The 22,550-nt window shown below is 53.1% G+C and carries 22 protein-coding genes and 1 other RNA gene; 8 read left to right on the top strand and 15 right to left on the bottom strand.

The genetic code is table 11. From position 1 onward, the window contains the following. The first annotated feature begins 616 nt into the window (after nucleotides 1-616). From arcB to mtgA, 3 genes are all read left to right on the top strand, one after another. Nucleotides 617-2,959 carry an aerobic respiration two-component sensor histidine kinase ArcB gene (gene arcB / locus ACO0U8_RS08640; protein ID WP_056776351.1) on the top strand — a complete coding sequence of 781 codons (2,343 nt, stop codon included), beginning with the start codon at nucleotides 617-619 and terminating at the stop codon, nucleotides 2,957-2,959. A 245-nt stretch (nucleotides 2,960-3,204) separates the two neighbouring features. After that, a complete protein-coding gene (locus ACO0U8_RS08635) occupies nucleotides 3,205-3,390 on the top strand; it encodes a hypothetical protein (protein WP_421670617.1) in 186 nt (61 codons plus the stop codon). A gap of 464 nt (nucleotides 3,391-3,854) precedes the next feature. Beyond that, nucleotides 3,855-4,583: a monofunctional biosynthetic peptidoglycan transglycosylase gene (gene mtgA / locus ACO0U8_RS08630; RefSeq protein ID WP_421670616.1), complete on the top strand. Its 729-nt coding sequence runs from the start codon at nucleotides 3,855-3,857 to the stop codon at nucleotides 4,581-4,583. 68 nt (nucleotides 4,584-4,651) lie between these two features. On the opposite strand, the gene dolP is transcribed toward mtgA, so the two are convergent. From dolP to ACO0U8_RS08610, 4 genes are all read right to left on the bottom strand, one after another. Further along, nucleotides 4,652-5,227 (bottom strand): division/outer membrane stress-associated lipid-binding lipoprotein, encoded by a 576-nt coding sequence (dolP, locus tag ACO0U8_RS08625; protein ID WP_056776359.1) that lies wholly within the window; start codon nucleotides 5,225-5,227, stop codon nucleotides 4,652-4,654. 9 nt (nucleotides 5,228-5,236) lie between these two features. Then, nucleotides 5,237-5,827, bottom strand: a complete 591-nt coding sequence (diaA, locus tag ACO0U8_RS08620; protein WP_056776362.1) for a DnaA initiator-associating protein DiaA — start codon at nucleotides 5,825-5,827, stop codon at nucleotides 5,237-5,239. Between the two features lie 30 nt (nucleotides 5,828-5,857). Then, complete coding sequence (locus tag ACO0U8_RS08615; protein WP_421670615.1) at nucleotides 5,858-6,241, bottom strand: YraN family protein; 384 nt, start codon at nucleotides 6,239-6,241, stop codon at nucleotides 5,858-5,860. A gap of 75 nt (nucleotides 6,242-6,316) precedes the next feature. Beyond that, nucleotides 6,317-8,332, bottom strand: a complete 2,016-nt coding sequence (locus ACO0U8_RS08610; protein ID WP_421670614.1) for a penicillin-binding protein activator — start codon at nucleotides 8,330-8,332, stop codon at nucleotides 6,317-6,319. Between the two features lie 61 nt (nucleotides 8,333-8,393). Here ACO0U8_RS08610 and rsmI point away from each other — a divergent pair, with 61 nt between their 5' ends. Further along, on the top strand, nucleotides 8,394-9,263 hold the full coding sequence (rsmI, locus tag ACO0U8_RS08605; protein WP_056776374.1) for a 16S rRNA (cytidine(1402)-2'-O)-methyltransferase: 870 nt from the start codon (nucleotides 8,394-8,396) through the stop codon (nucleotides 9,261-9,263). Between the two features lie 25 nt (nucleotides 9,264-9,288). After that, nucleotides 9,289-9,667, top strand: an RNA gene (rnpB, locus tag ACO0U8_RS08600) — RNase P RNA component class A. A gap of 62 nt (nucleotides 9,668-9,729) precedes the next feature. Here the strand turns inward: rnpB and ACO0U8_RS08595 are convergent. Next, on the bottom strand, nucleotides 9,730-10,434 hold the full coding sequence (locus ACO0U8_RS08595) for a pirin family protein (RefSeq protein WP_056776378.1): 705 nt from the start codon (nucleotides 10,432-10,434) through the stop codon (nucleotides 9,730-9,732). A gap of 110 nt (nucleotides 10,435-10,544) precedes the next feature. On the opposite strand from ACO0U8_RS08595, the gene ACO0U8_RS08590 reads away from it, so the two are divergent. Then, complete coding sequence (locus tag ACO0U8_RS08590) at nucleotides 10,545-11,450, top strand: LysR family transcriptional regulator (protein ID WP_056776382.1); 906 nt, start codon at nucleotides 10,545-10,547, stop codon at nucleotides 11,448-11,450. A gap of 60 nt (nucleotides 11,451-11,510) precedes the next feature. Here the strand turns inward: ACO0U8_RS08590 and ACO0U8_RS08585 are convergent, their stop codons facing one another. The 10 genes from ACO0U8_RS08585 to ACO0U8_RS08540 form a co-directional block, all read right to left on the bottom strand. Next, nucleotides 11,511-12,494, bottom strand: a complete 984-nt coding sequence (locus ACO0U8_RS08585; protein WP_056776385.1) for a glutathione S-transferase family protein — start codon at nucleotides 12,492-12,494, stop codon at nucleotides 11,511-11,513. Nucleotides 12,495-12,646: 152 nt separating this feature from the next. Next, on the bottom strand, nucleotides 12,647-13,039 hold the full coding sequence (locus ACO0U8_RS08580) for a DoxX family protein (protein ID WP_056776388.1): 393 nt from the start codon (nucleotides 13,037-13,039) through the stop codon (nucleotides 12,647-12,649). 254 nt (nucleotides 13,040-13,293) lie between these two features. Beyond that, entirely contained in the window at nucleotides 13,294-13,578 is a 285-nt protein-coding gene (locus tag ACO0U8_RS08575; RefSeq protein WP_056776392.1) for a YqjK-like family protein, read from the bottom strand. Continuing rightward, nucleotides 13,575-13,982, bottom strand: a complete 408-nt coding sequence (locus ACO0U8_RS08570) for a phage holin family protein (RefSeq protein WP_122094431.1) — start codon at nucleotides 13,980-13,982, stop codon at nucleotides 13,575-13,577. Before ACO0U8_RS08570 ends, ACO0U8_RS08575 begins: the two co-directional genes overlap by 4 nt. A gap of 2 nt (nucleotides 13,983-13,984) precedes the next feature. Then, the gene (locus ACO0U8_RS08565; RefSeq protein ID WP_056776398.1) at nucleotides 13,985-14,287 is read right to left on the bottom strand and encodes a DUF883 family protein; all 303 of its coding nucleotides are present in this window, start codon (nucleotides 14,285-14,287) and stop codon (nucleotides 13,985-13,987) included. A 148-nt stretch (nucleotides 14,288-14,435) separates the two neighbouring features. Then, on the bottom strand, nucleotides 14,436-14,813 hold the full coding sequence (locus ACO0U8_RS08560; RefSeq protein WP_056776402.1) for a DUF1090 domain-containing protein: 378 nt from the start codon (nucleotides 14,811-14,813) through the stop codon (nucleotides 14,436-14,438). A 160-nt stretch (nucleotides 14,814-14,973) separates the two neighbouring features. Further along, nucleotides 14,974-15,357, bottom strand: a complete 384-nt coding sequence (gene mzrA / locus ACO0U8_RS08555; protein WP_421670613.1) for an EnvZ/OmpR regulon moderator MzrA — start codon at nucleotides 15,355-15,357, stop codon at nucleotides 14,974-14,976. Next, complete coding sequence (locus ACO0U8_RS08550; protein WP_056776407.1) at nucleotides 15,357-16,037, bottom strand: DedA family protein; 681 nt, start codon at nucleotides 16,035-16,037, stop codon at nucleotides 15,357-15,359. Before ACO0U8_RS08550 ends, mzrA begins: the two co-directional genes overlap by 1 nt. Nucleotides 16,038-16,420: 383 nt before the next feature. Continuing rightward, nucleotides 16,421-17,197 (bottom strand): transcriptional regulator ExuR, encoded by a 777-nt coding sequence (gene exuR, locus ACO0U8_RS08545; protein ID WP_056776410.1) that lies wholly within the window; start codon nucleotides 17,195-17,197, stop codon nucleotides 16,421-16,423. A gap of 186 nt (nucleotides 17,198-17,383) precedes the next feature. Next, the gene (locus ACO0U8_RS08540) at nucleotides 17,384-18,676 is read right to left on the bottom strand and encodes an MFS transporter (protein ID WP_136376573.1); all 1,293 of its coding nucleotides are present in this window, start codon (nucleotides 18,674-18,676) and stop codon (nucleotides 17,384-17,386) included. Nucleotides 18,677-19,535: 859 nt separating this feature from the next. Between ACO0U8_RS08540 and uxaC the strand changes: the two genes are divergently transcribed. Together uxaC and ACO0U8_RS08530 are read left to right on the top strand one after the other, a co-directional pair. Beyond that, on the top strand, nucleotides 19,536-20,948 hold the full coding sequence (gene uxaC, locus ACO0U8_RS08535) for a glucuronate isomerase (RefSeq protein ID WP_421670612.1): 1,413 nt from the start codon (nucleotides 19,536-19,538) through the stop codon (nucleotides 20,946-20,948). 142 nt (nucleotides 20,949-21,090) lie between these two features. Next, nucleotides 21,091-22,542, top strand: a complete 1,452-nt coding sequence (locus ACO0U8_RS08530; RefSeq protein WP_421670611.1) for a tagaturonate reductase — start codon at nucleotides 21,091-21,093, stop codon at nucleotides 22,540-22,542. Nucleotides 22,543-22,550 lie beyond the last annotated feature (8 nt).

Genomic DNA, 22,550 nt, shown 5'->3' with positions numbered 1-22,550 from the left:
GCATTGACAGGTCAAATGGCGATTTAAGTTATATTAAAAGTGATATAAAGTGATTTAATTATTTGAAATATATATAGATTATGGTGATTTTATTGGCGTAATCTCGGTGTGGTCATGCCTGTAAAGTGTGAGCTGACTCACTATGGAGAAAGCTTCAGATCTCCGCACCATGCTGGCAGGCGACTATTTACCAGTATTTTATACTGCAAAACACAGCCCCCATGCGGTTTGTCACTGTTTTTAACCGGGCCGTAATAATGTGCTAATGCAGCGGATGTAATAAGAATTATTCATACTGCCATGAATGACTTTATTTGCAGTAATAATGAATAGTTATGCCTGTGCGGGCAGCGCCTTTAGGGAAAGGATTAGGGTGTGAAAGGAGAAATACGTTAGCCAGAGGGCAGTTGGCCTGGCAACGGGCAGAAAATTGCCGGCCGATATTAATAATATCGCGGCAGAAATTAGTCAATATCTCTGCACTTATTTCCCGCATTGCACCACCGTAAGCCCCTGCACGGTGCAGGTCACAAACTTTCAGCTCAATACCGCCCCGCGCTCACCCCGGCAAGGTTTTGCGGTATGATTCAGTCGACTTCGTTTTAAGGGAACCGTTATGAAGCAAATCCGGGTTTTAGCGCAGTATTATGTCGATCTGATGGTCAAACTGGGGCTGGTGAGATTCTCACTGCTTCTGGCTTCTGCGCTGGTGGTGCTGGCGATGATTGTTCAGATGGCGGTGACCATGCTGTTGCGTGGTCAGGTGGAAAGTATCGACGTCGTCCGGTCCATTTTCTTTGGATTACTGATCACCCCCTGGGCCGTGTACTTTCTGTCGGTGGTGGTGGAGCAGCTTGAGGAGTCGCGCCAGCGTCTCACCCGTCTGGTCGATAAGCTTGAAGAGATGCGTCATCGCGATCTCGAACTGAATCAGCAGCTGAAAGACAATATTACCCAGCTGAATCAGGAAATTGCTGACCGCGTCAAAGCAGAAGAAGCGCGTCTGGCCGTGGTCGATAAGTTGAAACTCGAAATGCATCATCGTGAACAGGCGCAGATCGAACTGAGTCAGCAATCGGCGTTACTGCGCTCCTTCCTCGATGCTTCACCGGATCTGGTGTATTACCGTAACGAAGACAAAGAATTCTCCGGCTGTAACCGTGCGATGGAATTGCTCACCGGCAAAAGCGAGAAGCAACTGATCGGTCTGACGCCGAACGATGTCTATACCCCCGATATCGCCGAGAAAGTGGTGGAAACCGATGAGAAGGTGTTCCGCCACAACGTTTCCCTCACCTATGAACAATGGCTGGTCTATCCGGACGGGCGGAAAGCCTGTTTCGAGCTGCGCAAGGTGCCGTTCTACGATCGCATCGGTAAACGCCACGGCCTGATGGGCTTCGGGCGCGATATTACCGAGCGTAAGCGCTATCAGGACGCGCTGGAGAATGCCAGCCGGGAAAAGACGACGTTTATCTCGACCATCAGCCACGAGCTGCGTACGCCGCTTAACGGCATCGTCGGGCTGAGCCGCATCCTGCTGGACACGGAGCTGGACAAAGAGCAGCACAGCTACCTCAAAACCATTCACGTCAGCGCCATCACCCTCGGCAATATCTTCAACGACATCATTGAAATGGACAAAATCGAGCGCCGCAAAGTGCAGCTCGATAACCAGACGGTCGATTTCACCGAGTTTCTGTCCGATCTGGAAAACCTCTCCGGCCTTCTGGCACAGCCGAAAGGGCTGAAATTCATCATGGATCCGGATTTACCCTTGCCGCGCAGCATCACCACCGACGGCACGCGCTTACGCCAGATTTTATGGAACCTGATCGGCAACGCCGTCAAATTTACCCGTGAAGGGGAAATCGTGCTGAGCGTCCATTACGAAGCGAACGACATGCTGCGCTTCGTGGTGCGTGATTCGGGAATGGGCATTCCGCAGGATGAGCAGGATAAAATTTTCGCCATGTACTATCAGGTGAAAGACCGTAACGGGGGCAAACCCGCAACCGGAACCGGGATCGGTCTGGCCGTTTCTAAGCGTCTGGCGCAGGCGATGGGCGGCGATATTACCGTCAGCAGCGTGCCGGGGCAGGGTTCCTGCTTCACGCTGACGGTGCGTGCGCCGACGCTGGATGCGCCGGTGACGCAAAGCGACGATGAAGAGGAGGAGATGCCGCTGCCGGCGCTTCATGTGTTGCTGGTGGAAGATATCGAGCTGAACGTCATTGTGGCGCGTTCGGTGCTGGAGAAACTGGGTAACAGCGTGGAAGTGGCAATGAACGGGCATGATGCGCTGGAGATGTTCGATCCCGACGAATTCGACCTGGTTCTGCTGGATATCCAGCTGCCTGACATGACGGGGCTGGATATCGCCCGCAAATTACGCACCGATTACGCCGGTAAGCATTTGCCGCCGCTGATTGCGTTGACGGCCAACGTGCTCAAAGACAAAAAAGAGTATCTCGACGCCGGAATGGACGACGTGCTGAGCAAGCCGCTGTCTGTTTCTGCCCTGACCGCGATGATCCAGCAGTTTTGGGATCATCAGCCAGAAGTATCCGTGATGGAAAAGGAGCCTGCAGTGATGAAAGACAGCGAAACTTTACTCGATACCGCCATGCTGGAGCAGTACATCGATCTGGTGGGCCCGCAACTGATTTATCAGAGTGCAGATATGTTTGAAAAAATGATGCCGGGTTATCTCGCGGTATTGGATTCCAACATGACGGCGCGTGACCAGAAAGGCATTGCTGAAGAAGGGCATAAAATCAAAGGTGCAGCGGGTTCTGTCGGTCTGAAGCATTTACAGCAACTGGCGCAACAAATTCAAACGCCAACATTGCCGGCCTGGTGGGATAACGTTCAGGAATGGATTGATGAGCTGAAGGCGGAATGGCGAAATGATATTCAGGTGTTGCGTGAATGGACTTCAAATGCTGAAAAAAAATAACCCCAGCCGAAGCCGGGGTGCGCGAATACTGCGCCAACACCAGGGAAAATGGTAACCCACGATAGTTGTTAGGGTTTGGATTTCGCAGGTCTTGGAATTCAGGGTAAGTCTAATACATCCTGTAGCCATCAACATAACAAATATAAGCTGAACTGTTACAACATTCATTAAAAACTGTGATGTAGATTAGTCTTTGTCTATACAAAACATCAAGTCTTTATCGCAGGATTTTTGAGAGAATACAAATGAAGGTTGTTGATGACGTTATGGCGGCATGCAATTTTGCTTATGTTCGTGAAAATACAGACGGCGATTTGCTGGTTTTTTCTACAAAAACTGTGCGTAATCCCCCTGAACACGCTGCACGGAACCCGCGGCAACTTACTGTAAACCATGGTGTATGCGTGAAAGTGGATTCGGACCGTTTGTAAAATGGCATAAGATTTCATCTGATTTGCAGTAGTGAAATAATTTCACTTAGGTAGACGTCCTGAATGCCCGTCCGTTGTGTGAATTTTCGTCTGCATTGTGGTTTTTTTGAGTAACCGATTTGACTTAGTGACGCCAGAGGCGGGCGAGTATCTGATGAGTTTTCGTTCACTATCTAAAATTGAATGTATAAATTTTGTTAATCAATAAATTTATGAATTGTTACGGAATGTAGCAAAAGAATACAGTTGATGCCGGGGGATGAAAACCCCTGGGAACCGGTTCCCAGGATCTGGAACTCATTGATGATATGGATCAAAAGCCTTTTAATTTGGTTAATGTGCGGTTAAAAATGGGATAGGCCTGACCAGATTGTTAGCAATCTGCGTCTTAGTTTCGCTAGCCCGAATCCGGTGGTTCTTGCGGAGATTGATTAGATGGTCAGATGTGTTACGGAAAGCGCTTAATGAATAAAACTGCAAAAAAAGGTCTTTTACGTAAGCCACTGTTATGGCTCAAACGTGTGCTGATACTGTTACCCTGCTTATGGATAGCAGGAATTGTGATTTTCGCCTTTTTACCGGTGCCTTTTTCTGCCGTGATGGTGGAAAGGCAGGTATCGGCGTGGCTGACCGGTGACTTTGGTTACGTCGCGCATTCCGACTGGGTGGCGATGGATGACATTTCCTCGCCGATGGCGCTGGCGGTGATGGCGGCGGAAGACCAGAAATTCCCTGAACACTGGGGATTTGACGTGGATGCCATTCAGTCGGTGCTGGACAGTGATAAAGACGGCGGAAAAATGCGCGGTGCATCGACGCTTTCGCAGCAGACGGCCAAGAATTTATTTTTGTGGGATGGTCGCAGCTGGATCCGCAAAGGGCTGGAAGCCGGGCTGACCGTTGGCATTGAAACGGTATGGACAAAGCGACGCATTCTGACGGTTTATCTGAACATCGTGGAGTTCGGCGACGGTGTCTTTGGCGTTGAACAGGCGGCACAGCATTTCTTCCATAAACCGGCCAGCAAACTGACCGCTTCTCAGGCGGCATTACTGGCTGCCGTGCTCCCCAATCCACACCTGTTTAAGGTCAACGCGCCTTCAGCCTACATCATTCGCAGACAACAGTGGATCCTGCGCCAGATGAGCCAGCTCGGCGGTGAGTCTTTCCTGGTGGAACATAAACTGCATTAATTTCCTGAGCAACGCACATAAAAAAAGGACAGCCAATGCGCTGTCCTTTTTCATGATGGCCGCCGGAATTACTTCACGTAGGTGAATGCCGTGGTCACGTGTTTCACGCCGCTGACACCTGCCGCGATACCTGCCGCAGATTTACCTTCATCCTGTGTCACCAGACCCAGCAGGAAGACTTCGCCGTTTTCAGTGGTCACTTTCACGTTGGAAGATTTCACTGAATCACTGGTCAGCAACTGCGAGCGGACTTTGGTGGTGATCCAGGTATCGGTAGAGGCGGTACCCATGGTCACAGGCTTACCGGTGCGAAGCTCGTTATACACTTCCGTTGCACCCTCAACGCCAACCGCGATCTGCTTGGCGCGCGCGGCCATATCCGGTGTCGGGGTCTGGCCGGTCAGCAGGACTTTGCCCTGATACGCCGTCGCCACAATACGCGCTTCGTCCTTCAGCTGTTTGTCTTTGCTGATGGCATTAGACACCCTGGCTTCCAGCGTGCTGTCATCAACCTGTGTGCCGACGGTACGCGGGTCCGTGGTGGTTTTGGTGGCAACGCCAGCAACGCCAACTACTGCGGCGGCAACGCAACCTTGTAGCAGAAGGGCGCTAAACAGTATTGCAAAGAGAGGACTTGCCTTCATTTGATCTCCTTAATCGTCCTGGTGAGGGAACAGCGTGCTATCAATCAGATCACAGAGGCAATTCACTGTGAGCATATGCATTTCCTGAATACGGGCGCTGCGATGAGACGGGATTCGGATCTCAACATCATGAGGCCCCAGCAAACCCGCCAGCTCGCCGCCGTCATAACCTGTAAGCGCCACAATGGTCATATCACGGGTGACCGCGGCTTCAACGGCTTTGACAATATCACGGCTGTTGCCGCGTGTAGAAATAGCCAACAGGACGTCGCCCGCCTGGCCTAAGGCCCGCACCTGTTTGGCATAGATTTCATCATGCAGCCGGTCGTTAGCGATGGCGGTCAGCACAATGTTATCTGCACATAGTGAGATTGCAGGAAGGCTGGGACGTTCAGTTTCAAAACGATTAATCAGACTGGCGGAAAAATGCTGGGCATTTGCCGCAGAGGTGCCGTTACCGCAGCAGAGAATTTTATTGCCGTTAAGCAGCGATTGCACCAGCGTCATTGCGGCGCGGGAAATCGCGTCAGGCAAGGCTTCTGCCGCGGCAATCTGGGTTTGGATACTTTCGGTAAAGCAGACTTTGATTCTATCCAGCACGGGTTTTCGTCCAGTCAGTCGTCATAATATTTATTCCGCATTGAAGGCATCACGCAGCCATTCTATCTGGCTACCGGTGATGGCAAAAACATCAAAACGGCAAGATGATGTGTCAAAGCTTGCATGGCGTCCTGCAAGCCAGAAAGACGCAGCGCTTAACAAACGCTGCTGTTTTTGACGCGTTACGCTTTCCGCTGCGCCGCCAAAACGGGCGGTGCGCCGGTAGCGAACTTCAACAAACACCCAGGTTTGCTGGTCGCGCATGATCAGGTCGATCTCTCCGGTGCGGCACGCCACATTGGCAGCCACAAAGAATAATCCGGCGCTCTCAAGGTAGCGACGTGCGAAAGCTTCATACCGGTTTCCACACGATTTTGCGCCAGTGAGCCGCGGCGTTGACACTTTTTCAAACATCAGTACATCCTTGTACCTGTCACTCTCGGAATACCGGTTCTGAAGAGCGGTTCCCGAGAGTGGCGTTAGCCGTTCTTAAGAGGAAACCGGCACCAGTGAGCCCTGACGGTATTGCAGCCACGGCATTTTACGGTGGATGACGCAATTGCTGTTGGCGCTCAAATCCCCGGTACTGCCGGAGACTTCAAAGCCCGGCAGTGTGCGCATTTGTGAGAAGTGATTCGCCAGACTCCAGGCATCAATCCCCATCGCGTACAGACGCACCAGAGAGTAGTCGTTGCCAAATTTCGCGGAGGCCTGTTGCATCAGCGCCGGATTAGAGCCCGCCAGCAACGGAATGTCGCTGAACTGAACGCCTTCCATTTCCAGACGATAATCCGGGCCTGCACCGGCCTGATAGCTGCGGGAACTGGCGTAAACGGACGGACGTGAACGGCCACTGCCGCTCATGTCGAGCATCGGCTTGATCAGCGTCAGTTCGCTTTGCGTGGCGACGACGTACACCGAATCCACGGCACCTCCTGAACTGCCCTGCACGATCTGCGCATCGGTCGGTGGCGCCGGGATGGTGATCCCGCCAATGATCACGCCCTGCGCCTGGGCAGGAGCCGCGGTATTGCTGGTCATCACCGGGGTACCGGTCAGACGGATACCGCTGCCGATAGAAGAGCGCAATTCACCTGCTGAACCCAGCCCCTGCTTGAGGACCGTCTGACCGCCCAGTTTCTGCCATTCATTGGCAAAAGCCTGCGCGATACGGTCGCCAAAGTTGCCACGCGGAACCAGCAACAGCGGCATCCGTTTTTGCTGTGACCACATATGACGTGCGGCATCCTGCGCCTCGTCTTCCGGAGAGAGGGCAAAGTAACAGATATTCGGGCTGTTTTTCTCAGTTTCTGGCTGATTGAGCGCTAAAACATTCAGCGGTGTCTGGTCAGAAGCGAGTTCGTTGACCTGATCTTTGAGCAGAGGACCGACAACCAGCGTTGCGCCATCTTGCTGCGCCTGAGTGAGAAGCGCGGCCAGAGGCTGACCATTGGTGTCGTAAACTTTGACCTGCGCATTGCTGCTGGCTACCGGAGTAGCGACAGGCGCAGGCGTTTGTGGCTGTTCAGCCTGGGTGGCTGTCGCCTCCGGCGCTGAGGTGCTGACGGCCGCATTCGGATCAACCGGTGGTTGCGCCTGAGCGTTTTGATCGGCAGCAGCACCTTGTGGCGCAGGTTGAGACACCTGACCGGTCATTGCCGCGTTAAAACCTTGCTGAATGGCGTTACCGTAAACCTGCGCCGGGCCGCTCATCGGCAGGAACAGGGCGATTTTACCGGTAGAAGCAGGCTGGAACGTCAGCACGTTATTAAGTTGCGTTGGCAGGTTTTTTGCAGCCGGATTGACCGGATAACGGCGCTGCCAGTCTTTAATACCGGCTTTCAGCAGATCGGGATCCTGCTTGTTACTCTGCCAGACGCTGAGTAAATCCAGCCATCCCTGCAATGTATTTTCATCCGCGTTGATCACGATGCTGCTCGCATCTTGCGGGGAAAGTTGCGTCAGCGACATCCAGGTACGATCGATATTGTCCTGATGCGGCTGGCCCTGCAACAGTGGCTCCTGCGCAATATACGCGCGGATCACGCCCAGGCTGACACGTCCCTGGCTGGCATCGATTTGCGCCTGATAGTAACGCGCCTTCTGATCGTTGGTCAGCGCGGTCGGATCGATGGTGCTCAGCGTGGTTGCCGCAGGGGCGAAATCTTTGATGGCCAGTTGCACTTCGGCCGTCGTCAGCTTTTGCTCCAGCTGCTGCGCGGCAGTGAGTTCTTGCGGCAGGGTCTTCAGCTGATTGTAGGCTTCAGCCGCTTTGCCTTCACGCACCAGGGCACGCACTGCAAGCAATTGCCAGTCAGCCTTGTTATCATCACCGCTTTGCTGTGCCTGTTGCAGATAATAATCAGAGCTGCCAGTCGCCGCGCCCTGGACACTTTCAGTCGGTGCCTGTGGCGCCTGACCGGTACAGCTGGCGAGAAGCATCGCCACGATAATGGCAGGGAGTAAACGTCCCGAACGGGTACGAAAAGTCATTGAGGAAGGCATTCAGTTTCCAGTGATGTTTTTTCAAGATGCTCAATATTAAATCGGCAATCCGGATGAAACAATGAATCAACACGATCAAGCAGATATTTCTGCATCAACGCTGTACATCGTACCCACGCCAATCGGCAATTTAGGGGACATCACCCAACGGGCATTGGCCGTGCTGAGCAGCGTGGATTTGATTGCGGCGGAGGATACCCGTCATACCGGATTATTGCTGCATCACTTTGGTATCAGCGCAAAAATGTATCCGCTTCATGATCATAATGAACAGCAAAAAGCGGAACATTTATTATCAAAACTTCAGGAAGGTCAAAGCATTGCGCTGGTTTCCGATGCAGGAACGCCGCTGATCAATGACCCTGGCTACCATCTGGTGCGCTGTTGCCGTGAAGCGGGTGTGCGCGTTGTGCCGTTGCCGGGTGCCTGTGCGGCGATCGCGGCATTGTCTGCCGCCGGTTTGCCGTCCGACCGCTTCTGTTATGAAGGCTTTCTGCCTGCCAAAACGAAATCACGAAAAGATACACTTCAGGCCCTGATCGAAGAGCCGCGCACGCTGATTTTCTACGAATCGACCCACCGGTTGCTCGACAGCCTGCAGGATATGGTGGAAGTCTGGGGGCCGGATCGCTACGTGGTGCTCGCCCGCGAGCTGACCAAAACCTGGGAAAATATTCGTGGTGACGCGGTCGGCGCATTGCTCGCCTGGGTACTGGAAGATGAAACCCGCAAGCGTGGCGAAATGGTGCTGATCGTTGAAGGTCATAAAGCGGATACCGAGGCTTTGCCGGCGGAAGCGTTGCGCACGCTGGCGCTGCTGCAAAAAGAACTTCCGCTGAAAAAAGCCGCCGCGCTGGCTGCAGAAATTCACGGTGTGAAGAAGAATGCGTTGTATAAATACGCGCTTGATGAGCAAGAGGGTGACAAGTAGGTGATTTTCCCCTATCATCCGCCGCGGAGTTGACCAGACAGTCGCCGCTTCGTTGCCGTCCCTTTCGGGGGAGACAGATGGAGGGGAGGAAAGTCCGGGCTCCATAGGGCAGGGTGCCAGGTAACGCCTGGGAAGCGCGAGCTTACGACAAGTGCAACAGAGAGCAAACCGCCGATGGCCCACGCAAGTGGGATCAGGTAAGGGTGAAAGGGTGCGGTAAGAGCGCACCGCGCGGCTGGCAACAGTCCGTGGCAGGGTAAACTCCACCCGGAGCAAGGCCAAATAGGGGTTCACATGGTACGGCCCGTACTGAACCCGGGTAGGCTGCTTGAGCCAGTGAGCGATTGCTGGCCTAGACGAATGACTGTCCACGACAGAACCCGGCTTAACGGTCAACTCCCTCGTCAAAAAGAAAGCCCGCGCAGTGTTAACTGCGCGGGCTTTCACCTTTCTGAAATCCGAAAACTCAGACCGGCAAATCAATCAGCAGCGCGCGCAATGGCGTGCTGGCAGACACGGTCAGGCTGTTTTCCTGATGAATAAATGCCCCATCGCCACAGGCCAGTCTTTGCGATTCGTTGCTGACCGCGCCCTGTGCATCAACCTGCCCGTGAATCGACTGCAAATAAGCACGCGGTCCGCGGATCGGTATCGAAATATGATCGCCTGCGGCTAAATCCAGATGATGGATCCACACGCTCTGGCGCAACTGCAGGCTGCCTGCTTCACCATCCGGCGAGGCCAGCAGGAAATGCTTCGCATCCGGCAGCATCATTTTCTGGGTAATTGGGTTTTCATGCTCGGGGCAGGCATCCAGCCACAGCTGCATCCGCGTCAGTGGCTGTTTCTCGCGGGTGTTCAGCTCGCTGTAGCTGACGCTGGCCTGCGTCGATAACAGCGCCGCTTCTCCGGCTTTCACCCGCACGCTATGACCTTCACTGTCGCGATACTCGGCCTCGCCCTGCAACACCAGATTGAGCACGTCAACGCGCGGATAAGTTCGCGGCTGAAAACTCGCCCCCGGTGCCAGCACTTCCTGATTCAGCACCCGCAAAGAGGCATAGCCCATCAGCTTGGGATCGAAGTAGTGACCAAAGGAAAACGTGTAGCGGGCTTGCAGCCAGCCAAAGTCAGCGGTGCCGCACTCTTTTGCCGTTCTGCTGGTAATCATGGCGGTCGCCTCAGTTAAAAATATCAATGGATAAATGGTAAGCGTCTGGACGTGTGATTGTTAGCCAGTTAATCTGGTCGCTATATTCAAATTTCCTGAAAGAGAAAAGAATGGCTAAGGATCGCGCACTCACACTGGAAGCCTTACGGGTCATGGATGCGATAGACCGCCGGGGCAGCTTTGCCGCGGCTGCCGACGAGCTGGGCCGCGTCCCTTCTGCCCTGAGCTACACCATGCAGAAGCTGGAGGAAGAGCTGGATGTGGTGTTATTCGACCGCTCAGGTCATCGGACAAAATTCACCAACGTTGGCCGTATGCTGCTTGAGCGTGGCCGCGTGTTGCTGGAAGCGGCAGATAAACTGACCGTGGATGCCGAAGCGCTGGCGCGTGGCTGGGAAACCCATATCACCATCGTGTGTGAAGCGCTGTCGCCGGCAACGAAACTGTTCCCGCTGATTGAAAAGCTGGCGCTGAAAGCCAATACGCAGGTGTCGCTGATCACTGAAGTGCTGGCCGGTGCGTGGGAGCGCCTTGAGCAGGGGCGCGCAGACATTGTGATCGCCCCGGATATGCACTTCCGCTCATCAACAGAAATTAACAGCCGTAAGCTTTACAAGCTGGTCAGCGTGTACGTTGCCGCACCGGATCATCCGATCCATCTGGAAGCCGAGCCGTTGTCTGACGTCAGCCGCGTGAAGTACCGGGGCATTGCGGTGGCGGATACTGCCCGCGAGCGCCCGGTGCTGACCGTGCAACTGCTGGATAAGCAGCAACGTCTGACGGTCAGTACGCTGGAGGAAAAACGTCAGGCATTACTGGCAGGGTTAGGTGTGGCGACGATGCCTTATCCGATGGTCGAAAAAGACATTACCGAAGGGCGTTTGCGGGTGGTGAGTGCCGAATACAATCACGAAACCGACATCATTATGGCGTGGCGTCGCGACAGCATGGGCGAAGCGAAAGCCTGGTTCCTGCGTGAAATTGTCAAACTGCTGGCTACGCGTGAAGTGAAGTAAGCGTCGGTCAGTTGCTAGGCCACACCTTCCCCTGATGAAAGGGGAAGGTGCCGATGCAGATCAAAAACGCGTATCACGCCCGTGCTCAGATTCTAAATCCTGCGCGGGTCCGGTGGAGATAATGCCGTGAGGGTTGATCGTCGCGTGGCTGCGATAGTAGTGGTGACGAATGTGGGCAAAATCCACAGTTTCACGAATGCCCGGCATCTGGTAGATATCGCGCAGGAAGCCGTAAAGGTTCGGATAATCGCTGATCCGGTAGCGATCGCATTTGAAATGCGTAACGTACACCGGGTCAAATCGCACCAGCGTGGTCCACAGGCGAAGATCGGCTTCGGTCAGCTGGTTCCCCGTCAGATAGCGGTGTTTACCCAGTAATTCCTCGGCACGGTCAAGCGCGGCAAACACACCGTCAACGGCCTCATCGTAAGCATCCTGAGACGTCGCAAACCCGGCTTTGTAGACGCCATTGTTAATTTGCGGATAGACCCATTCATTAATCTCATCAATCTGCGGGCGCAAGGTCTGCGGATAATAATCCCCGGCTTTTGCACCGACCGCATCAAAAGCGCTGTTGAACATGCGAATGATATCGGCAGATTCGTTACTGACGATGGTCTGCTGTTTCTTGTCCCACAGGATCGGCACAGTGACGCGCCCGGTGTAATCCTTCTGCGCGCGCAGATAGATTTCATAAGCAAAATTCAGGTGATACAAATCGTCGCCGGTGGCCGCCGGGAAATCCGTTCCGAAGGTCCAGCCGTTTTCCAGCATCAGCGGATGCACGACGGAAACGGGAATGATCTCTTCGAGGCCTTTCAGCGCGCGCATCAGTAAGGTGCGGTGCGCCCACGGGCAGGCGAGAGAAACGTACAGATGATAACGATCGCGTTCTGCCGTAAAGCCACCCGCACCATGCTCACCCGGTGCGCCGTCTGCGGTGATCCAGTTACGGAATTGCGAAACGGAACGTTTGAAGTGCCCGCCGGTAGAGCGGGTGTCATACCAGGTGTCCTGCCAGATGCCGTCAACCAGTTGTCCCATCGTTATGTACCTTTTTATCAGATGTATTTTCAGAATAAAAAAGGGCGAGGTGATAAATCACATCGCCCTGCAGGTCTTACATATTATCTAATTATTTGAGTATAGCGTGGTATTGCCGCTGCGATGCCCGGCGTTATCCCTGGTGCGGACGATTACCAGTTTTTCTTGATCAGACGGTCGATGCTGAATGCACCAGGACCCGAAGCAAACAGGACGAAGAAACCACCGGCGATGGACAGGTTTTTCATGAACATCATCTGGTTTACGCCCTGGGCGAAATCAGTGTGGAAGATGACGGCGGTCAGGATGGTGAAGATTGCCGTGATCAACGCGGTAGTGCGAGTGAAGAAGCCGAACAGGATCGCCAGACCGCCGCCAAATTCTAACAAGATAGTCAGTGGCAGGAAGAAGCTTGGCACGCCCATAGACGTCATGTAGCCCGCTGTGGCGGTGTAACCGTTGATTTTGCCCCAGCCTGCAACGATAAACAGAATGGGCATCAGGATACGTGCAACCAGCAAAGCAGTGTCTTGTAACTTAGTCATCTTCATCTCCGAAAGGTCATGCGCTCAAATTGAGCTAAAAATGTTACCGGCCCGGTCGGAAAATGTTTCCTGCCGTTACCGCATCAGTTGATGACGGAATAATAGGTCGGATGAATAAGTTTTGTTAGCAAGTAAATCTGTCTGAATGATTCAAAAAAATTGAATGGACTCTGGATTGTTATTCAAAAGAAAAGGGCCGGATGAGTATTCATCCGGCCCTCAGACGTGAAAGCATTGATACGAAAAAAGAGCGTTTATTTCTGAGCGAAAGTCTTACGGAACAGTCTGACCGTTCCCCAGATCCCGAAAGCCCGTCGTGACCAGCGCACAATCACGCTGGGGTGGCGAATACCGTAAACGGCAATCAGGCTTGAGCCCACTACCAGATATTTGCGCATATCAACGAGTTTCACCCAGCCGCGATCGATTTTCGCTGTGGCATCCAGCCAGTCATCACCGGCACGAGATAACTCCTGCCGCTGGCGCTCAATCTTGCGCATAATTCTGACTTTTTCGATAGCGCGGTTCGGGATGCTCATTCCTCGTCATCCTTTTCAAGCAGGGCACGGTCAACGTCCAGTTGCTTGCGCGTAAGGCTGAGCAGCGTCGAACGTTTGGCTTTCGCCAGCGTCAACATGCCCAGGATCACCGCGAGCAATAACAGCACGCCTGTGGTAGTGCCCATCGCCATCAGACGGTATGCCGGATCGATAGCCCAGAAAAGGACCACCAGCAGACTCATCAGGCCGAAGGCTGTAAAGATCAGGGTAATGCCGGCCATGAGCAGCAGTTGGAAAATATTGGCCTTTTCCTCTTCCAGCTCAATAACGGCCAGTCTGACGCGCGTTTCGACAATGCCGACCACCACAGTGGCGACACGTTGAATGATGTCGAAAAGCCCCTTACCCGGTCCTTGTGGTGAAGGTTTTAACGGTTCAGTCATGGTTATCGGCGAGCTAACAGAACGCCGATGACTACGCCGACCGCGGCACCAATACCGACGCCCGTCCAGGGTTTATCATGTACATAATCGTCGGCTTTACCGGCAATTTCTTTGGTCTGGTAGGCAATCTTTTCGCCCGTGTCGCTCAGACGTTCGCGGGTATCTTTCAGCAGGGATTCTGCTTTACCACGCAGTTTATCGAGTTCAGCTTTCGGCTTATCGGTAGAGGTCTGGAGCACTTCTTCCAGGGTATCTGCCAATGACTTTAATTCAGCCCGCAGTTGTTCTGATGTATTACTCGCCATGTGTAAGTCACTCCATACGTTAACTGATTCGAACTTTTAACATAGCGGATATTCGGGTGATCGCAAATGCGAATTGTCTGTTTCAAAACGCAAGATCCCCGAATAATCCGCTGTGGCGTGGTGCAAAATCACCGCTGGCGGAACAGGATTACAGGCCCTGGGCCTGTTTCAGTTCTGCCTGTGCTTCCTGCAGTTTATGCTGTTTCTTAACGATTTTTTCGTGATCGCCCTTGGCCTGAGCTTCTTTCAGCTCCTGCTCACGTTCAGCGACTTTTTCACGCTTCTCTTCAACACGTTGTTGATTTTCAGCTTTCAGACCGGCATCGGTGCAATGTGCCTTATTTTCACGCAGTGCCTTTTCCAGACCGTCTACGCGGTTCTGGTTTTTATGGGCACGGGCTTCGTCGATCTGTTTCTGAATTTCGTTTTGTTTGGTCACGCAGCTTTCTGGCTGAGGCGCAGCAAAACTGGCGGAGGTGAACAACAATGCCGGGGCGAATACGAGGGCGGAGAGAGTCAGTTTCATCGTGTAGCTTCCTTTTGATGGTTAAGTGAGTGTGGCACTTAATTCCTTGAACAGGGGACTGCGTGTCAAATCATGGGTCACATGAATGACTACCCCATAAATAATATCACCGTCGAATGGACGGTGATATCAGACATTTTCCCTAAACCTGACGAAAGGCTTAACCGAGCTTCAGCCGGTTATGATTGAGTTTTTCCATCAACGCTCTGGAATGGGAGGGTTCACAATTCCTGATGATGAATCCCTCCGGCAGGATGTCTTGCAACGCGCTGTGCGCCATCTGGAGCTGCTCAGCGGAGTCGAGCTGCACGACTAAACCGTCATCGAGGGGCGTGATGCTTTTGATATGGATGCCGCGCTGACTCAGGCTCTGATACACATAAAAGCCGTCTGGCAATGAGATACCGGTTCTGGCCGGGCGGATTTGCAGCGCATTGCCGTTGGCTGGCATCCGTGAAATAGCCAGCCCGATCATGGCGGCCGCTGCCAGCATCATGATAATCACCGGCCAGAGTAGGGAACGTTTGAGAAACCTGCGGTTCATTATGCGCTCTTGCCTTTATTCTGGCGGTCAGCGTGTTTTTTACGCCACAGCACAATGATCGAACCGACCAGCCCGCCAATTAATAACAGGACCGGCAATAACATCAGGCAGTTCATCACGGCGTCTTCGTATTTCAGGAACAGCGGTGTTTTGCCGAGGAAATAGCCCAGAGACGTGAGGATGAGGATCCACAACAATCCGCTGACCCAGTTAAAGAACTGAAAGCGGCTGTTGCTCAGGCCAGATAAACCGGCGATTGTCGGCAGCAGGGTACGCACAAAGGCCAGAAAACGGCCAACTAACAGCGCCGACAGGCCATGCTTGTGGAAAAGTGCATGGGCACGTTCGTGATAATGCACCGGCAAATTCCCCAGCCAGCTTTGTACTATTCGGGTGTTTCCCAGCCACTTTCCCTGCGCATAACTCAGCCAGCAACCGAGGCTGGCCGCGCTGGTCAGCAGGAAAACAGTCAGCGGGAAATTCATCGCATCTTTGGCAATCAGTACGCCGACCAGAATTAACAGGCTGTCACCGGGTAAAAACGCCGCGGGCAACAGACCGTTTTCCAGAAAAATGATCATGAATAAAATCAGGTACAGCGCCCAGACCAGCGAAGGATCGGCCAGGGTTTTATAGTCTTGTTGCCAGAGTGCATCGATGAGAGAACTGATAATTTCCATCTGGTTTCTAAAACTCCATCATGTTCAGTGAGTCAGCGAAATACATCTGCGGAGAAAGTCTCGACGCGGCATGTACAGCTGAAAAAGGTCGCCTGTTCCCTGGCGTGCTGTCTGGTTACGGGTACTGCGATTTCCCGCGCGTCGTTTTGGCGTGTTTCACCTGGCGCAAACGGGTAAGAAAAGTCGTCTAACTGTAACAAAATAACAATAAGTCAGACAGGTAAATATAGCGCGTCGGCGGCGATCATTTAAGCCTCAGGCACGATATGAAAAAGGGTTTTACATTGACTGACACTACTCGACAGTGGCTGACAGGGAAGGGCGAAATTGGGCAGAGGAAGATAAATGGCAGGTTGGACGAATGAACCTGCCGTAATGCGGATTTATTTAGAGTTCATCAGCGGCGGATCGAGATGAACCACCGGATTTTCTGAATAAAGATAGCGGTCTACATTGAACTCAAAATCATCACTGGTGGCGCGGAAAAGCATCTGCTTGGTGTTTTCCAGGTGCTGCCACATCGCCAGTTTTGCGGCGTGCGGATCGCGGCGGATTAACGCTTTGAGGATCAGATCGTGTTCTTCACACCAGCTTTCGATTGAGCGCTCATCGATATGCTCATGCAATTTACGCCAGTACGGATTATGCAATCGCTGGCTCCACATCTTTTCGACTATCGTTGCCAGTGCGCTGTTTTGGGTTGCCTGCGCCACCTGCACGTGGAATTTCAGATCCCATTCCGAATCGCGGAAACGGTCTTCCTGCCGCGCGTACTCCTGAATTTCCATCAGGCGCATAATGTCTTGTTTGGTCACCTGCGTGGCGGCAAATTCAGCGATGTTGCTTTCAATCAGCTGGCGCGCCTGCAACAGTTCAAACGGGCCTGCCGTACCAAATTCACTGCCGCAATCCGGCACAACCAGATGGCGCTGCTGATTGGACATGACATGAATGCCCGAGCCTTTGCGCACTTCCACATAGCCCTCCACTTCCAGCATGATGATCGCTTCACGCACCACGGTGCGGCTGACGTTCATTTCATCGGAAATCAGACGTTCAGCGGGAAGTTTCTCCCCAACCGGATAGACTCCGGATTCAATGCGTTCCTTGAGCGTGGCAGCCAGTTGTTGATAAAGGCGTCTGGTGTCTGTGGATTCCATGTGAGTGCTCTTTAAAGTAGTGAAACCTGCCGGATGGGTGCCTGAAAGATCCCGGGACCTGTCATACAACTCCAGTATACGATTTAAGAAGAGGGGATGCACCGTGCATTGGTCAGAAAGATTGGCGGTTAAAGTCAGGAAATAGCAAAGCCCGGTAAAGTGACTTACCGGGCTGCGTTCAGGCTATCAGGCTTTCGCGGTACTGAGCGGAACCGGCACCGGTTCTACTGCGGACCGGTTTTGCAATACTGTCCAGATGATGATGGCACCGAGCAGATCGAAGACCGCAAGGGCTGCAAACAGCGGGCTGAAACCGATGGTATCGGCCAGCGCACCGACCACCAGTGCAAACATCGTACTTGCCATCCAGGCGGCCATCCCGGTCAGTCCGTTAGCCGTCGCCACTTCGTTACGACCGAACACGTCAGAAGAGAGCGTGATCAGCGCGCCGGACAGTGACTGGTGAGCGAAACCACCGACACACAGCAGGGCGATAGCCGCATACGGGCTGGTGAACAGGCCGATCATCCCCGGGCCGATCATCAGGACAGCACCCATCGTCACGACCATTTTACGAGATACGATCAGGTTCACTTTGAAATGCTTCTGGAAGAACGGAGGCATGTAGCCGCCGAGGATACAACCGAGGTCAGCAAACAGCATCGGCATCCAGGCAAACATCGCAATTTCTTTAAGATTGAAGCCATACACCTTGAACATGAACAGCGGGATCCAGGCGTTGAACGTGCCCCAGGCAGGTTCAGCCAGGAAGCGTGGCAGCGCGATACCCCAGAACTGACGGTTACGCAGGATCTGCATGGCAGACATTTTCTTACCGTTGGTGGTCTGATGCTGTGCTTCCTGACCATCAAGAATATAAGCGCGTTCTTCGGTGCTCAGTTTTTTCTGATCTTTCGGGTGTTTATAGAACACTAACCAGCTGATCGCCCAGATTAGGCTGAGAGCGCCAGTGATGATGAACGCCAGCTGCCAGCTGTGCATGATGATGCACCAGACAACCAGTGGCGGGGCAATCATCCCGCCGATAGACGAACCGACGTTAAAGTAACCCACGGCAATAGAGCGTTCTTTCGCCGGGAACCATTCGCTGCTGGCTTTCAGGCCGGCAGGGATCATCGCGGCTTCCGCCATACCGACAGCACCACGTGCGATGGCCAGGCCACCCCAGCTGCTTGCCAGCGCCGTGGCCATACAGAATATGGCCCACATGATGGCGAACATGGCGTAACCCACTTTGGTTCCCATCACATCCAGAACGTAACCGGCAACCGGCTGCATCAGGGTATAGCAGGCGGAATAGGCGGCGATAATATAAGAATATTGCTGTGTGGTGATGTTCAACTGGCTCATCAGCGTTGGCGCTGCGGCGGCAATGGCGTTACGTGTTAAATAACCCAGTACAGTGCCGCATGTGACCAATGCGATCATGTACCAGCGTAACCCTTTAATCTTACCCATTTAACTCTCTCCCAGTAAATAATCCGGCGATGACGGCCAAAGCTGTCACGGCGTATTTCGCGCCATCTGTCTCAGCATGGGCTTCTGGCTTCCTTAAAGTGTTTTTTCCGGGTACACCGCCGCCAGAGAATCTCGCTGGGGGAGCTGCCCGATGACTCACGCACTGCTTTATTGTTATCTGTGCGTAAGGATCCGATGAACTTCCTGCACACCAGAACAACTGCACTGTCTTCCGGCGAACGGCGCCCGGTAAGTGTTATCCGGACAACAGCGAAAGGACGTGGCAGGTAATCTCTGACGCTCTTGTCCGGACGCAGCAAAGATAACTTGTCATACAGATTTAAAATTTGAATGACATCACAAAACCACATTTAAACTGTGTGCTTACTTAACTTTTTTAACTTCACGGTTATTTACTTGATTTTACACAGGTAATGGTAGGTTTGTTGATCGACTTCACACTTTGAGAGGAGGATGTAACAAGCAGGGAATGAAAATCTCTACAAAATTGGTGTAACAACTTTACCTGATGATCACATTCAGGCGCAGGGCGGCAAACGGGGCGGTGTCATGTGAATAAGACGAGATACAAGGCACAGAGCCATAAATAACTTGTTATACCGATTTAAAGTTTGAGTGACATCACAAAATGACACTCTGAATGTGAGGATAATAGCCTCCAGTGCTTAAAGACTCTAAAGTTTTTGTTTTACAGAGGATTAGTGTGTGTTTATGGCCGCGAATCGCCCCCTTTCGCGCCGGAGTACCCCTAAAAAGAGCTGGACGATAAACTGAATTGGTGTGATAACTTCGCACCATTGAGAGACAACTCTACAGAATTCATGATGAGGAACCTAAGATGGCGCAGTTTTTAACAGAAGACTTCCTTCTCGACACTGAATTTGCACGTCGCCTGTATCACGACTATGCGAAAGATGAGCCGATCTTTGATTACCACTGTCACCTACCGCCGGAACTGATCGCGCAAAATCATCAGTTCGAAAACATGTATGAAATCTGGCTGAAAGGCGATCACTATAAATGGCGCGCAATGCGTACCAACGGTGTGCCTGAACGTATGTGTACCGGTGATGCCAGCGACCGCGAGAAGTTTGACGCCTGGGCTGCAACGGTTCCCCACACCATCGGCAACCCGCTGTACCACTGGACGCATCTTGAACTGCGCCGTCCGTTCGGCATTACCGGCAAACTGCTTTCTCCGTCTACTGCGGGCGAAATCTGGGAGCGTGGTAATGAACTGCTGGCACAGGATGAATTCTCCGCCCGTGGCATCATGAAACAGATGAATGTGAAAATGGTCGGCACCACCGATGACCCGATCGATTCTCTGGAACATCATAAAGCTGTCGCCATTGACGCCAGTTTTGATGTCAAAGTTCTGCCAAGCTGGCGCCCGGATAAAGCGTTCAACATTGAAGCGGCGACGTTTGCTGATTACATGAAGAAACTGGAAGCCGCTGCTGATGTGTCGATTACCCGTTTCAGCGATCTGCGTGACGCCCTGAAAAAACGTATGGATCACTTCGCGGCGCACGGCTGTAAAGTCTCTGATCACGCGCTGGACGTGGTGGTCTACGGCGAAGCGGATGACGCCACGCTGGACAGCATTCTGTCCCGTCGTCTGAGCGGTGAAACGCTAACTGCGCAAGAAATTGCTCAGTTTAAAACCGGCGTTTTGCTGTATCTGGCTTCCGAATATCAACGTCGTGAATGGGTACAGCAGTACCACATTGGCGCGCTGCGCAATAACAACACCCGTATGTTCCAGCTGATCGGTGCAGACGTCGGTTTTGACTCCATCAATGACCAGCCGCTGGCAGAACCGCTGTCCAAACTGCTGGGCGCGCAAGGTCTGGCCGGTGGCCTGCCAAAAACCATTCTGTATTGCCTGAACCCGCGTGATAACGAAGTCATCGGCACCATGGTCGGTAACTTCCAGGGCGAAGGGATGCCGGGCAAAATGCAGTTCGGTTCCGGCTGGTGGTTTAACGACCAGAAAGACGGGATGCAACGCCAGATGACTCAGCTCGCCAACCTGGGCTTACTGAGCCGCTTCGTCGGCATGCTGACCGACAGCCGCAGCTTCCTGTCTTATACGCGTCATGAATACTTCCGTCGCATTCTGTGCCAGATGATTGGCCGCTGGGTGGAAGACGGCGAAGCACCGGCAGATATCGAACTGCTGGGCAATATGGTGAAAAACATCTGCTTCGACAACGCCAAACAGTATTTCCAGATCGAACTGAACTAAAAAAGCACGACGGAGCGCAGGTTCCTGCGCTCCGTAAATAAATAAAGCAAAAACAACTAATTATCCCATTTAGCACGGCGGCCACAGGACACACCGATTGTCCTCAAAGACCGGCGTCTGAGCAAATTAAGGTGAATGTGAGATGCAAAGGTTAAATCGCCGTGACTTCCCTGGCCGTCAGCACCCGGACAAAATTATTCAGTTCGGGGAAGGTAACTTCCTGCGGGCGTTCGTAGACTGGCAGATAGACCTGCTGAATGAACATACCGATCTGGACGCCGGGATAGTGGTTGTTCGCCCGATTGACACCGATTTCCCACCTTCACTCAGCACGCAGGATGGTCTGTACACCACCATTATCAGCGGCCTGAACGAGCAGGGCGAAACGGTGCGCGATACCCGCATCATCCGCTCGGTGAACCGCGAAATTAATATCTATCATCAGTTTGATGAGTATCTGGCGCTGGCCCGCGACCCGAATATCCGCTTCGTGTTTTCCAATACCACCGAAGCCGGTATCAGCTATGTTGAAAGCGATCGTCTGGAGGATGCGCCACCGGCCAGTTTCCCGGCCAAACTGACCCGTTTACTGTTTGAGCGCTTCACGCATTTCTCCGGCGCAGCCGATAAAGGCTGGGTTTTGCTGCCATGTGAACTGATCGACTACAACGGCGAAGCGTTGCGCGAACTGGTGCTGCGATACGCACAACGTTGGGCGCTGCCGGCGGCATTTACTCAGTGGCTGGAAAACAGCAACACCTTCTGTTCAACGCTGGTTGACCGCATCGTGACCGGTTATCCGCGCAGCGAAGTGGAGAGCCTGCAACAGGAACTGGGCTATCAGGACAGCTTCTTCGACAGCGCCGAGCACTTCTATCTGTTTGTGATCCAGGGGCCAAAAAGTCTGGCTCAGGAACTGCGTCTGGACAAACTGCCGCTCAACATCCGCCTGGTGGATGACATCAAACCGTACAAAGAACGCAAAGTGGCGATCCTCAATGGCGCGCACACCGCGCTGGTGCCGGTGGCCTTCCTGTCAGGGTTGAATACCGTCGGCGAATCCATGAATGACGCGCAGATCAGCCGCTTTGTGGAACTGGCCATTGCCGAGGAAATCTCGCCGGTGCTGGATCTGCCACAGGATGAACTGACGTCGTTCGCGCAGGCGGTGCTGAGCCGTTTCCGCAACCCGTTTATTCAGCATCAGCTGTTGTCGATTGCCCTGAACGGGATGACCAAATACCGCACCCGCATTCTGCCGCAGCTGCTGGCGAGCCAGGAAAAGAATCAGATCCTGCCACCGCGCCTGACGTTTGCTCTTGCCGCCTTGCTGGCGTTCTACCGTGGCGAACGCGAAGGTGAAATCTACCCGTTGCAGGACGATGCGCACTGGCTGAGCCTTTTCTCTCAATTATGGAGCAGCGTGCGTAACGGCGAATTATCACTCGGTGGGCTGGTGGAAACCGTGCTGGCCGATGAAGAACACTGGGGACGGGATCTCAATACCGTGCCTGGCCTGACCGCTAAAGTGACCGGACAGTTACAGGCGATCGAAGACCGTGGCATGCGCGATGCGCTGGCGGCTTACAGTTAAGAGGGCGA

The sequence above is a fragment of the Rahnella sp. EDr1-12 genome (genome assembly GCF_049206505.1).
In the GTDB taxonomy this organism is placed as follows: Bacteria; Pseudomonadota; Gammaproteobacteria; order Enterobacterales; family Enterobacteriaceae; genus Rahnella; species Rahnella rivi.
This window is presented reverse-complemented; position numbering and strand designations above follow the sequence as displayed.